Genomic DNA, 12,815 nt, shown 5'->3' with positions numbered 1-12,815 from the left:
CGCTGGCTGGGCCCGCCGAAGCCAGCCGAAGCCAGCTCATGCTGCGACGGGCTTCAGCGCTTTTCGGCTGCCCGCTTCAACGAGGCCGAGTTGATGCAGAAGCGCAGCCCCGTCGGCTGTGGCCCGTCCTCGAAGACGTGGCCGAGGTGCGCGCCGCACTGCTGGCAAAGCACCTCCACGCGCTGCATGCCGTGGCTGAAGTCGGCCTGGGTCTCGATGTTGTCCGGCTCCGCCGCGGTGAAGAAGCTGGGCCAGCCGCAGCCAGAGTCGAACTTGTGATCCGAGTGGAACAGCGTCGCGCCGCAGCAGACGCAGTGGTACTCGCCGGGGGACCACACGTTCCAGTATTCGCCGGTGAAGGGCCGCTCGGTGCCTTTCAGGCGGGCGACGCGGTACTGTTCGGCGGACAGCGAGGCCCGCCACTCCGTGTCGGGCTTGTCGACGTTTCGAGGCATGCAGACGATCTCCAGAAAGCCGGGCATCCATGCTGAACCGAGCGGGGCTTTTTGCCAAGAAGGTCGGCATGTCTCGGTGGGGCGTGACGTTCGTGTTACAACGGCGTCTCCTTCTACCGCCCACCTCGGTCCCATGAAGATTGCGCCTTCCCTTGGCTGCTGCCTGATTGCTTTGTTTTCAATCACCTGCGCCCGCGCGGCCGAGCCGGCCCCGCACTGGGCCGAAGCCAGCCTGGAGTACATGAGCCCCAGCCGAGGCGACCGCCAGATCGACACCACCAACCTCCATGTGCTGTTCGGCAAGCGTCCCGCCGAAGCCAGCCGCTGGCAGTACGGCCTGGGTTTTACGCTGACGAACGCGGACGGGTACATGGAGCGGGAGGAAGCCGGTGTCATGCGACGCCACGACACCGGCGCCTGGGGTGCAGGCCCCGCCATGCAGGTGCGCTGGGCGGCCTGGCAGGGCAGCGCGGCAAGCCTGTGGCTGCAGGCCAGCGGCGCGGTGCTGCTCTACAGCGAGGATTTTCCGTACGGTGGCGACCGCTACAACTTCATGTGGCGTGCAGGCCCGGCCCTGCAGTTCAAGCTCGGGCCGGCCGCAACGTTGAACCTGCAATACCACTGGATGCACGTCTCGAACGGACAGGGGAGCGGCGACCACAATCCGGCGTATGACGCGCATGGGGCATCACTGGGCGTTTCGGTCCCCTGGTAGCGATGGGCCAAGGCCGACACACGGGATGACCGGCTTGTCCGCCCATGTCGGCAATCTTTACGCCAGTCATGTAAGGCACTGGAAGTCCCGGTCGCGTCTGCTCCCGAAGGTTTGAGTTTTCGCGGCTCCTGCGGGAACTCTGGGCGGGGCACCATCCTTGCTTGGCCTCTGCATTCCACTTTCCTGTCTCGCAGAGGCCCTCATGTTTCATCTCCGGACGTTGTTGTTCGCTCTTCTGGTCTTTGCATCGCCAGCAGTTCTTGCGGCGCCCGTACTGCTTGTCCAGAGCGGCGAATTCGTCGGTGCCGACAGCGTCGATGTCTCAGGGACGCTTTACGACGTCCGGTTTGTGGACGGTTCCTGTAACGCCTTGTTTGCTGGTTGCACGAGTTTCACATTCACGGATTTCGCGTCGGCCGATGCAGCCAGCCATGCACTGTTCGCCCTTCTTACGAATGCGGGGGACCCGAGCTTCTACGTTCCGCCACCGTCGGTGCGTGGCTGCGAAGACCCAAGCATGTGTCACATCGTCACCCCTTTCGGCTTGAATGCGGCGCAAGACTGGGTCTTCAACCAGGCCCACCGTCTGTATGAAGCCTACGGTCTTCCTCAATACGGCTTTGGGCAGGTTGGAGGCGTTCTGCCTTCAATCGATACCACCAGTTCCAGTCTCCTGGTGTATGCCGTCTGGGCTCCGTCACGCCTGGTCGATGGTGAGGTCCCCGAGCCTCAAGGCGTGGCCCTGGCGGGCATCGGCATTATTGCGTTGCTCATGTCACGTCGTCGCAAGCAGGGATCTGCTTGAAGGTGACCGTCCCGAGTGGGTTGTGCTGCTGCCAAAGCAAACGGCACCTGAAGGTGCCGTTTGTTTTAGGGCGGCGCTACGCGGCTCCGGTAAGAGCAGGGTGTAACAGCCGCAGGGGATTGCGCCGGAATGCGCGTCAACCGCGCAGATATATCCGCCTCATTTGACCGTCATTTGACCGTATAACCCCGCCCCTCCAGGCAGGCTGCCTTGGCCTTCTGATAGGCCGCCGAACCCTGTTGCTGACTGGCGGAGGCCTGTTCGTTCTGGGCGCGGGCCTGTTGCCGGCGCTGCGAACGCTGCGCGACCCCGCCTGCAACCGCGCCGACCGCTGCGCCCTTACCGACATCCTCGTCGGCAATGCCGGCCACGACAGCCCCGGCTGCGGCGCCCCGGACCCGCCCTCCGGAGGGTGCGGGGGCCGGGGCAGGCGCTGCGGCCTGACTGGTGCCCTTGGACGGGTCGACGCCCGTCTGGCCGACCGCCCAGGTGTGGCATTCGTAGTCGTCCTTCTTCTGCTGCTCGGCCGACTGGCCCTTCGCGGGATAGACGTACTGTGCGGAGCCCTGGGCGGCAAGGCACAGCATCAACAGGCCGGCGCCCAGCCGGATGCTTGTGTTCTTCATGGTCGTTCCTCCTTGGTTGCGCGGTCTGGTTGCGTACGCCTTCAGCATAGTCTGCGCCTGATTACGCCCGTCCGCTGAATGTAGTGATGCGGATTCCGCCGTACTTCCGGCCGCACAGGAGGAGGCTCCCTGGCCGACTGGGGCGGACCGGGGCCGTCCGGTATAATCGCGGGCTTGACTGACCTGGCCCTCCCGGGCCGATCTGCCCCGAGCCTCTCCCAATGTCCGACATCCTCAAGCTGCGTGGTGCGCCGGCCCTGTCCGCCGCCCGCGCCGGCCGTCTTTCCGATTCCCTCAAGTCCTCCGTCCGCAGCCTGCGTGGCCTGGCTGCCGAGTTCTGGTACTTCGTCGAGGTCAATGCGCCGCTGACGGCCGACGAGCAGGCACGGCTGGTGGATCTGCTGGACGCCCGTCCGGCCACGGATGCCTTGCCGGCCGGGCAATCCCTGCTGGTGACGCCGCGTCTGGGCACGATCTCGCCGTGGTCGTCGAAGGCCACCGACATCGCGCGCAACTGCGGTTTCGGCAAGATCCTGCGGGTCGAGCGCGGCGTGGCCTACACGCTGGACGTGAAAGCCCTGTCGGCAGGCGAACGCGAGGCCGTGCTGCCGCTGCTCCACGACCGCATGACCGAGTCGGTACTGGACAACGTGGATGCCGCCCATGCGTTGTTCGCGCACTACGAGCCGCAGCCGCTGACCAGCGTGGACATCCTGGCCGGTGGCCGTGCCGCACTGGTCGCTGCCAACGGTGAGCTGGGCCTGGCGCTGTCGGACGACGAGATCGACTACCTGGTGGAGAACTTCAGCCGCATGGGTCGCAACCCGACCGACGTGGAGCTGATGATGTTCGCGCAGGCGAACTCGGAGCACTGTCGCCACAAGATCTTCAACGCCGACTGGATCATCGACGGCGCGCCGCAGGACAAGAGCCTGTTCGGCATGATCAAGGACACCCACAAGGCGACGCCGCAGCACACGGTGGTGGCGTATTCCGACAATGCCTCGATCATCGAAGGCCGCACGGTCGACCGCTTCCATCCGGACGCCGAAGGGCAGTGGACCTACACGTCCGGGCTGACCCACCTGCTGGCCAAGGTGGAGACGCACAACCACCCGACCGCGATTTCGCCCTTCCCGGGTGCCTCCACCGGCGCGGGCGGCGAGATCCGCGACGAAGGCGCGACCGGTCGTGGCTCGCGCCCGAAGGCGGGCCTGTCCGGGTTCTCGGTGTCCAACCTGAAGATTCCCGGTGCGGTGCAACCCTGGGAGCAGGAGCACGGCAAGCCGGAGCGCATCGCCTCGGCGCTGCAGATCATGATCGACGGCCCGCTCGGCGCGGCCGCGTTCAACAACGAGTTCGGCCGCCCCAACCTGACCGGTTACTTCCGCAGCTTCGAGCAGGAGGTGCAGGGCGAAGTGCGCGGCTATCACAAGCCGATCATGATCGCCGGCGGTGTCGGCAACATCCAGGCCGAGCAGTCCTTCAAGGAGGAATTCAAGCCTGGCACGCTGCTGATCCAGCTCGGCGGTCCCGGCATGCTGATCGGCCTGGGCGGCGGCGCCGCTTCGTCGATGAGTACCGGCAGCAACGCGGCCGACCTCGACTTCGCTTCCGTGCAGCGTGGCAACCCGGAAATCCAGCGCCGTGCGCAGGAAGTCATCGACGGTTGCTGGCAGATGGGTAGCAACAACCCGATCCTGTCGATTCACGACGTTGGGGCCGGCGGCCTGTCCAACGCCTTTCCCGAGCTGGCGGACTCCGCTCACCTCGGCGCGCACTTCGAGCTGCGCAAGGTAAACATCGAAGAGCCGGGCATGAGCCCGCGCGAGATCTGGTCGAACGAATCGCAGGAGCGCTACGTGCTGGCAATTGCGCCGGAGCGTCTGGCGGATTTCCAGCGCCTGTGCGAGCGCGAGCGCTGCCCCTTCGCGGTGGTCGGCACAGCGTCGGCGGACGGCCAGCTGGTGGTGAGCGACAGCCACTTCGACAACAACCCGGTCGACATGCCGATGCAGGTCCTGCTCGGCAAGCCGCCGAAGATGACGCGCAACGTATCGACCCGGCAAATATTCCTGCCGCCCTTCGACGTCAGCGACATCGACGTGAAGGAAGCCGCGCTGCGCGTGCTGCGCATGCCGGCTGTAGCGTCCAAGTCCTTCCTCATCACCATCGGCGACCGCTCGGTGGGCGGCATGACCGCGCGCGACCAGATGGTCGGTCCCTGGCAGGTGCCGGTGGCCGACGTGGCCGTCACCACGCTGAGCTTCCACGGCTATACCGGTGAGGCGATGGCGATGGGCGAGCGCACACCGCTGGCCTGCGTGAGCCCGGCTGCGAGCGGCCGCATGGCGATCGGCGAGGCGATCACCAACCTGATGGCCTCCGACATCGGCGAACTGGCCGAGGTGAAGCTGTCCGCCAACTGGATGGCCGCCTGCGGTCACCGTGGCGAGGACGCGCGCCTGTACGAGACGGTGAAGGCCGTGCGCGACCTGTGCGTGGACAGCGGCCTGGCGATCCCGGTCGGCAAGGACTCGCTATCGATGCGCAGCAGTTGGGAGGAGGGCGGCGAACAAAAATCCGTCATCTCCCCGCTGTCGATGATCGCCACCGCCTTCGCGCCGGTGAACGACGTGCGCAAGACGCTGACGCCGCAACTGCAACTGGACGGTGAAGAAACGGAACTGGTGCTGATCGATCTCGGCAAGCAACAGCATCGCCTCGGCGGTTCGGTGCTGGCGCAGGCTTACAACTCGGTGGGCGAGCACGCGCCGGACATCGATGCGGAAACGCTGAAGGCGTTCGCTCAGGGTATCGCCGCGCTGAAGCGCGCCGGCCTGGTGCTGGCCTACCACGACCGTTCCGACGGCGGCCTGTTTGCGACGCTGGCCGAGATGGCCTTCGCATCGCGCAGCGGCATCTCGGTGGAGCTGGATTCGATCTGCTTCGACGAGCTGATGAGTGATGTCGATGGCAGCGAGAAGCGTCCGGACCTGCTGAAGGGTCGCTTCAACGATCGCGTCTTCGGCGCGCTGTTCGCCGAAGAGCTGGGCGCGGTCATCCAGATCCGCCACGCCGATCGCGAGCGCGTGCAGGAAATGCTGCGCGAAGCCGGCCTCGGTGCCGCCACGCATTTCATCGGCTATCCGAACGACCGCGGTGAACTGCGCATCCGTCGTAACGCCAAGCTGGTGTTCGAAGCGCAGATCAATGACCTGCTGCAGGTCTGGAGCGAGACCAGCCATGGCATCGCCCGCCTGCGCGACGACGTGGCGAGCGTGGACGAGGAGTTCGCTGCGCTGGCCGACAAGACCAACCCCGGCCTGTCGGTGGCGCTGAGCTACGACGCAGCCGAGGACATCGCCGCGCCGTATATCAAGAGCGGTGCGCGTCCGAAGGTCGTGATCCTGCGCGAGCAGGGCGTGAACTCGCAGAACGAGATGGCGTCTGCGTTCGAAGCGGCGGGCTTCGCACCCTACGACGTGCACATGTCCGACCTGATCGCCGGCCGTGTGTCGCTGGAAGGTTTCGCCGGCCTCGCGGCCTGCGGTGGCTTCTCCTACGGTGACGTGCTGGGCGCGGGGCAGGGCTGGGCCAAGTCCATCCTGTTCAACGACAGACTGCGCGAGCAGTTCGCGGCCTTCTTCCAGCGCAACGACACCTTCGCGCTGGGCGTCTGCAACGGCTGCCAGATGATGAGCAACCTCGCCGAGATCATCCCCGGTGCCGATTGCTGGCCGCGTTTCCACCGCAACCGCAGCGAGCAGTTCGAAGCACGCGTGGCGATGGTAGAGGTGCTGGAGTCGCCGTCGATCTTCCTCGGCGGCATGGCGGGCAGCCGCATGCCCATCGTGGTGAGCCACGGTGAAGGCCGCGCGGTATTCCAGGGTGTGGATGACAAGCAAAACGCGCTGGTGTCGCTGCGCTACATCGACAACAAGGGAGCTGTCGCCACGGCCTACCCGGCCAACCCGAACGGCTCGCCGGACGGCATCACCGGCCTGACGACACCGGACGGTCGCTTCACGATCATGATGCCGCACCCGGAACGCAGCCGTCGCACGCTGCAGATGAGCTGGGCGCCGAAGACGCTCGGCGAGGATTCGCCGTGGATGCGCATGTTCCGCAATGCGCGGAAGTGGGTCGGCTGAAATCGGTTTGCGGTCTCGCACCAACGAAAAAGGCGAGCCCTCGGGTTCGCCTTTTTTCATGCCGGCAGCGCAGGCCGTCCGTGTTGCTGTGCGTCGGTTACTTCACCGGCCAGGCCAGTCTATCCAGCGAGTTCGTCGTGGTCGGGTGTGGCAGCTTGATGGCGTTGTAGAGCGCGATGTACTCCTGCGTTTCCAGCTTGGTCTCCGGAATCGCGGCAGCTGCCTTCGCGTAGCCACCACCGCCGTAGGCGCGTTCGGCCTTCAGCATCAGCGGCAGCGCGAGTTCCACTTCCATGCGCTTGAGTTCCTTGTACGGCCAGGTCTCGGGCTTCAGCACGAAGGGCACCAGGTAATTGATGCCGTTGCGCAGGCCGCGGGTCTTCTCGCGGGCCTTCCAGGTGCTGACCTTCAGCAGCTCGCCGTAGCGCGCCACGTTGGTCATCGCGTCCAGGTTGAAGGCGCTGTAGTGGAAGGGCGTGGTGCGCTCCAGTTCGGCGTACTGCTTTCCTTCCAGCGAGATCTGCGAGGCGATGCGCAGGTCCACCGTGCGCTCGACCGCGCGCTTCGCGGTGTCGGTGTCGCCGTAGAACAGCGCGTAGTTGGCGACCTGCATGTCATAGAAGGTGCCGTGGTTGTTGAAGGCGTTGAACTCGTCGATGCCGATGTCGCTGGTCAGCATCCACTCGGTGAACTCCCGGAACCACTTCTTCAGCTCGGCCACTTCCGCCGGCTTCAGCTCGCCGCTGGGTTCGATCAACGCCACCGCGTCGATCACCATCCAGAAGTTACGGGTGTCGATCAGGCCGATACCACGTCCCTCCACGCGTCCCATGACGGCCTGTCCGTACTTGAGGTGCGGGTTCATGCGGGTCTGCGGGTCGAGGAACCAGGTGCGGATGAAGTCGGCCGTCTTCTTCGCGTACTTGGCGTCGCCGGTGAAGAAGTAAGCCATCGCCAGCGTGTTGGTGCCCATGCACATGACCTGCATGCGTACCGAATCAGTGTCGTCGTTCTTCGACGAGGGATTGAACTCGCCGTCGCGCTGCACGTAGGGCAGGCCGTTCGGCTTGTTCGGGTCCGGCCACCAGTACGGCGCGAGGCTCATGTAGTCGCGCTTGTCGCCGGACGGCGGTGTCATGTTCTTGCGGGTCACCGCCTCGGGCGCAAGCGGAAGCAGGGCGGTGGCATCCTGCACCAGCTTGTCGAAGGCCGGCTTCAAGCTCGCGTCGCTGCCCGCGCGTTGCTTGGCAATCTCGAGGTAGGCGCCATCCATCGTGATGGTGGCAGGCGGGGCTGCGAGCAAAGAGGTGGAAGCGAGGGCCATCAGACTGCCTGCGCCGGCAAGACAAGCATTGCGAAAAAAACGAACCATTCCTTCAGTCTCCCGTGACCAGTCAAGGGGCAACGATGCCCGGTCATGCGTAGGTCGGGCACGCATGCTACAGCCCGGATCAACGGGAGGTAAAACGTTTTCTTTAGTGCTCCACGGGATAACCCGCAGTGGTCGGAAGCCGATCTTCCGCTCCAGGCTGCCACGCTGTCACACCGAGACAGCGTAGACAGACCATGGCTGCCTGACAGCCTGCATTGTGGACGCCCTGCTGCATGACAAGCTTCCGCTCTGCAATTCGTCCGGGAAAAAGCGGAAATGGCTGGAGTGCTTTCTTTCATTTCTGCGGCGATCTTTTCCGTGCATCCCGTGTGTGACGCCATCGCGAAGCGGGGCGCTGCAATCCTCGCCAGTCCGGGGTAATCTGCGGCACTCGCTGGAAACGGATCACGCGTGAAAAGAAAATTGGGGGGATGGGGGCGACAGTTTGTCCGCATGGCAGGTGCATTACTGCCACGGCGGGCGCGTTCTGCTGTCTATCGCAACATGGTGCGTTGCGACCAGCAGCCTTCGCCACGTCTCACGTTCAAACTGGCGGAGACGGAGGAAGAACTCGAGGCCTGTTTCCGCCTGCTGCACGATGCCTACGTGGCCGCGGGCTTCATGCAGCCGGACACTTCCGGCCTGCGCGTCACGGTGTATCACGCGCTGCCGACGACTTCGACCTTGCTGGCGAAGTTCGATGACCGCGTGGTGGGAACGGTATCGCTGATCCGCGAGAGCGTGCTCGGTTTTCCGCTGCAGAAGATTTTCGACATCACCGCCATCCGCCGCGTCGGCGGCAACATTGCGGAGGTTTCCGCGCTGGCGGTCGACCGGCGTTTCCAGGCGACTGGTGGCGCCATCCTGTTTCCACTCATGAAGTTCATGCATGAGTACGCGGTGAGGTATTTCGATACCCGTCACCTGGTGATCGCGGTGAATCCCCGCCACATCGGTCTGTACGAGTCGCTGCTGTTCTTCAAGCGGCTGCGGCCGAATCCGGTGGAGCACTATGACTTCGTCAATGGCGCGCCCGCCGTCGGTGCACACCTCGACCTGGCCCACGCGCCGGAGATCTACCGCAAGCATTACGCGCATCGGCCGCCGGAGAAGAATCTGTATCACTACTTCACCGGCCTGAAGATCCCGAACATCGAGTTTCCCGACAAGCGCTTCTTCACCACCAACGACCCGGTGATGACGCCGTCGCTGATCAACCACTTCTTCAACATGCGGACCCGCGTCTTCAGTCGCATCAGCGACCGCGAGAAGATGCTGCTGCACGCGATCTACGACCTGCCCGCGTATCGCGCCTACCTTCCGCCGCAGCCACTGGGTGAGCGTACCGAGCTCAAGAAGCGCCAGCACCGCCGCTTCTCGGTGATGTGTCCGGCCGAATTCTCGGTGGATGTCGATGGCGAGCAGCAGCGCTTCGCCATGAAGGTCATCGAGTGCTCGATGACCGGCTTCCGGGTGCGCACCGACGCACAACTGCAGGCCGGCATGAAGGGTGTGATCGAAGTGGATCTCGGCGAAGTGGACCACTGCCGCCTGCAGGTGGAGGTGCTGCGGCGCGGCCGCTCGGACGAGCACACCTTCGTCTTCAAGATCTACGGCGAGGACAAGACCTGGCAGAAGTTCGTCAACGTCCTGCGCAAGGCCCGCACGCACGGCGACCTTGCGGAAGCCACCCGCTTCCTGCGGGCGTGATGCAGCCGGCCGGGTGAGGGCCGGTGGACGGATTTCCTAGTTCGGGTGGTGGCGCAGCAGCACGATGAGCGCGCCGGCACCGCCGTCATGCACCCGCGCCTGACAGTAGGCCAGGACGTCGTCGTAGTTCATCAACCAGCCCGCCACGAGGCCTTTCAGCACCGGCTCCTTGCCCGGTGAGCCCAGGCCCTTGCCATGGATGATGCGCACGCAGCGGGTGTTCTGCTTGCGGCAATGTCCCATGAACGCGGCCAGCAGTTCGCGTGCCTCGTCCCGGTTGCAGCCATGCAGGTCCACCGCGTCCTGGATCACCCAGCGGCCGCGCCGCAGATCGCGCAGGGTCTGACGTCCCATTCCCTCGCGCAGGTAGGCCAGCTCGTCGCCGCCTTCCAGCCGCAGTTCGAGGGGTGTCGGAGCGTAGATGGATTCCGCCAGCGCTTCGCGCTCGTCCAGTTCGCTCTGGCGCGGGTGAGGCCGCGGCTTGGGCAGGTCGAGCTCGACGCGATCGTGGTGGATCGGCCGGACCCCGGCCAATGCCTGGCGCAGTGCTTGCTGTTCCGGTGTCGTGGGCAGATCGCGATCCGCGGCGAACCAGTGCGAGGGCAGGTCGAGGCTGTTGTCCACCGCCGGGACGGCTCCGGTGTCATCCGATGCCGACGCTTCGGGATCGGCCGTGCGCGGACGCGGAACGGGCGGGGGAGGCGGCGGGCGCAACTCGACGCGGTTGTCGGAAGGCAGCGGCGTGGCGCCAGCCTGCCAGTTCGCAGGCTCCATGCTGGTCGAGGGCTGGGGGCCTGCGCCGTCGCGGACGTCTTTCGACGTCGGCCGGGCAACGCCCGCCTTGCGCAGCTGCGGTTGCAGCGCACGCAAGGCTTCCAGGGAGGCCTTCTCACGGGCCATGGGCGTCGCTCGCGCTGGCTGGAGGACTACTTCAGGCTGTCGAGGTAGCGCTCGGCATCCAGTGCGGCCATGCAGCCCGTACCGGCCGAGGTGACGGCCTGGCGATACACGTGGTCCTGCACGTCGCCGGCGGCGAACACGCCCGGGATGCTGGTCTGCGTGGCGTTGCCTTCGCGGCCGCCGAAGGTGATGAGGTAGCCGGTGTCGTCCATCTCCAGCTGGCCCTTGAAGATGTCGGTGTTCGGCTTGTGGCCGATGGCGATGAACACGCCCTTCAGCGCCACGTCCTTGGACGAACCGGACTTGAGGCTGTTGATGCGCATGCCGGTCACGCCCGTGCCGTCGCCGAGCACTTCCTCCAGCGTCGAGTTCAGCTCCAGCGCGATCTTGCCTTCCGCCACGCGGGCCATCAGCTTGTCGACCATGATGGCTTCGGCGCGGAACCTGTCGCGACGGTGCACCAGGGTCACCTTGCTGGCGATGTTGGCGAGGTACAGCGCTTCCTCGACCGCCGTATTGCCACCGCCCACCACGGCAACTTCCTGGTTGCGGTAGAAGAAGCCGTCGCAGGTTGCGCAGGCCGACACGCCGCGTCCGGCGAACTGTTCTTCGGAAGGCAGGCCCAGGTACTTGGCCGTGGCACCGGTGGCGATGATCAGCGCGTCGCAGGTGTATGTGCCGGAGTCGCCGATCAGCGTGAAGGGGCGCTCGGTCAGCTTCGTCGTGTGGATGTGATCGAAGATCATCTGGGTGTTGAACCGCGTGGCGTGCTTCTCGAAGCGGGCCATCAGGTCCGGCCCCATCACGCCGTCCGCGTCGGCAGGCCAGTTGTCCACCTCGGTGGTCGTCATGAGTTGTCCGCCCTGGGCAAGGCCGGTGATCAGCACCGGCTTCAGGTTGGCGCGCGCGGCGTACACGGCAGCGGAATAACCGGCCGGACCCGAACCCAGGATGATCAGGGAGTGGTGTTGTGTGGCGCTGCTCATGAAATTCCTCCAGATTGGTCGTGCGGATTATAGCCGGCGACTCCCCGGCTACCGCCCGGGCAGGGTGCCGGAAAGGGTCATCACGCCGATAGCTTGACAGCCATCACTCAAGAACCGGATGCAGCGGCCGATCACTTCGTGGATATACTTGCGCAAGCAATTCAGCAGGCTACCCTCTACCCCAAAAGTTCTAATTCGGAGACAACACATCATGGCCAGCGGCAACACCGTATCCGTCACAGCCCTGAGAACCCTGCCGGTTTTCCAGGGCATCGCGCCGGAGCGCCTCGAGTCCGTATCGCGGGTCGCAGTCATGCGCCGCGTGTCGCGCGGGACTGCCGTGGTGCTGGCGGGTGACAGCACCGATTTCATCTATTTCGTACTCAACGGAAACCTGAAGGTCACGGTCAGCGACGAGGATGGCCGCGAGGTGATCCTGACCATGATCGGACAGGGCGACGTGTTCGGCGAGATGGGCGTGGTGGATGAGGCGCCGCGTTCCGCGACGGTCACGGCGATTGCGTCGGCCGACCTGGTGCAGATTGCCCAGGCGGATTTCCGCCGCATCCTGCAGGACAACTTCGACGTCTGCCTGCGCATCATGAGCCACCTGAGCCATCGCCTGCGCGAGGCCGATCGCAAGATCGAAAGCCTGGCGTTGATGGACGTGTATGGCCGCGTGGCCCGCCTGTTGCTGGACATGGCGGAAGAGGCCGACGGCGTGACCATCGTGAAGAAGAAGATCTCCAAGCAGGACATCGCCAAGATGATCGGCGCCTCGCGGGAGATGGTGTCGCGGGTCATGAAGGACCTGCAGATCCGTGGCCTGATCGAGGAAACGGACGGCGGCGTGATCCTGCGTGACCAGATCCACGAAGTTTGATGCAGGCGCACATACGCCGGGCTAGGAATTTGCCGCACTGCTGGCTATAATCCGCCCCCTGTCGCGGAGAGGTGGCAGAGTGGTTGAATGTACCTGACTCGAAATCAGGCGTAGGTGCAAGCCTACCGAGGGTTCGAATCCCTCCCTCTCCGCCAGCCGACAACAACGCCCCTTCCGGGGCGTTTTGTTTTTCCGGCGCCACTTTTTTC

General features: G+C 64.9%; 10 protein-coding genes and 1 tRNA gene. 6 read left to right on the top strand and 5 right to left on the bottom strand.

The window, feature by feature from the left end; translation table 11 throughout:
• Positions 1 to 53 precede the first annotated feature (53 nt).
• A complete protein-coding gene (msrB, locus tag VVD47_RS02330; RefSeq protein ID WP_327601784.1) occupies positions 54 to 455 on the bottom strand; it encodes a peptide-methionine (R)-S-oxide reductase MsrB in 402 nt (133 codons plus the stop codon).
• A 241-nt stretch (positions 456 to 696) separates the two neighbouring features.
• Between msrB and VVD47_RS02325 the strand changes: the two genes are divergently transcribed.
• Positions 697 to 1,170: an acyloxyacyl hydrolase gene (locus VVD47_RS02325; RefSeq protein ID WP_327601783.1), complete on the top strand. Its 474-nt coding sequence runs from the start codon at positions 697 to 699 to the stop codon at positions 1,168 to 1,170.
• Between the two features lie 202 nt (positions 1,171 to 1,372).
• The gene (locus tag VVD47_RS02320; protein ID WP_327601782.1) at positions 1,373 to 1,975 is read left to right on the top strand and encodes a hypothetical protein; all 603 of its coding nucleotides are present in this window, start codon (positions 1,373 to 1,375) and stop codon (positions 1,973 to 1,975) included.
• A gap of 170 nt (positions 1,976 to 2,145) precedes the next feature.
• On the opposite strand, the gene VVD47_RS02315 is transcribed toward VVD47_RS02320, so the two are convergent.
• Positions 2,146 to 2,601: a hypothetical protein gene (locus VVD47_RS02315; protein WP_327601781.1), complete on the bottom strand. Its 456-nt coding sequence runs from the start codon at positions 2,599 to 2,601 to the stop codon at positions 2,146 to 2,148.
• Between the two features lie 221 nt (positions 2,602 to 2,822).
• Here VVD47_RS02315 and purL point away from each other — a divergent pair, with 221 nt between their 5' ends.
• Positions 2,823 to 6,755 (top strand): phosphoribosylformylglycinamidine synthase, encoded by a 3,933-nt coding sequence (gene purL, locus VVD47_RS02310; protein WP_327601780.1) that lies wholly within the window; start codon positions 2,823 to 2,825, stop codon positions 6,753 to 6,755.
• 97 nt (positions 6,756 to 6,852) lie between these two features.
• On the opposite strand, the gene VVD47_RS02305 is transcribed toward purL, so the two are convergent.
• Positions 6,853 to 8,079 carry an alginate lyase family protein gene (locus VVD47_RS02305; RefSeq protein ID WP_327601779.1) on the bottom strand — a complete coding sequence of 409 codons (1,227 nt, stop codon included), beginning with the start codon at positions 8,077 to 8,079 and terminating at the stop codon, positions 6,853 to 6,855.
• Between the two features lie 501 nt (positions 8,080 to 8,580).
• Between VVD47_RS02305 and VVD47_RS02300 the strand changes: the two genes are divergently transcribed.
• On the top strand, positions 8,581 to 9,837 hold the full coding sequence (locus VVD47_RS02300; protein WP_327601778.1) for an N-acyl amino acid synthase FeeM domain-containing protein: 1,257 nt from the start codon (positions 8,581 to 8,583) through the stop codon (positions 9,835 to 9,837).
• A gap of 36 nt (positions 9,838 to 9,873) precedes the next feature.
• Here the strand turns inward: VVD47_RS02300 and VVD47_RS02295 are convergent, their stop codons facing one another.
• Together VVD47_RS02295 and trxB are read right to left on the bottom strand one after the other, a co-directional pair.
• Entirely contained in the window at positions 9,874 to 10,737 is an 864-nt protein-coding gene (locus tag VVD47_RS02295; RefSeq protein WP_327601777.1) for a Smr/MutS family protein, read from the bottom strand.
• 26 nt (positions 10,738 to 10,763) lie between these two features.
• The gene (gene trxB / locus VVD47_RS02290; protein WP_327601776.1) at positions 10,764 to 11,723 is read right to left on the bottom strand and encodes a thioredoxin-disulfide reductase; all 960 of its coding nucleotides are present in this window, start codon (positions 11,721 to 11,723) and stop codon (positions 10,764 to 10,766) included.
• 211 nt (positions 11,724 to 11,934) lie between these two features.
• Between trxB and VVD47_RS02285 the strand changes: the two genes are divergently transcribed.
• Positions 11,935 to 12,606, top strand: a complete 672-nt coding sequence (locus VVD47_RS02285) for a Crp/Fnr family transcriptional regulator (RefSeq protein WP_327601775.1) — start codon at positions 11,935 to 11,937, stop codon at positions 12,604 to 12,606.
• Between the two features lie 65 nt (positions 12,607 to 12,671).
• Positions 12,672 to 12,761, top strand: a tRNA-Ser gene (locus tag VVD47_RS02280).
• Positions 12,762 to 12,815 lie beyond the last annotated feature (54 nt).

The sequence above is a fragment of the Uliginosibacterium sp. H1 genome (assembly GCF_036017065.1).
Taxonomy (GTDB): domain Bacteria; phylum Pseudomonadota; class Gammaproteobacteria; order Burkholderiales; family Rhodocyclaceae; genus Uliginosibacterium.
This window is presented reverse-complemented; position numbering and strand designations above follow the sequence as displayed.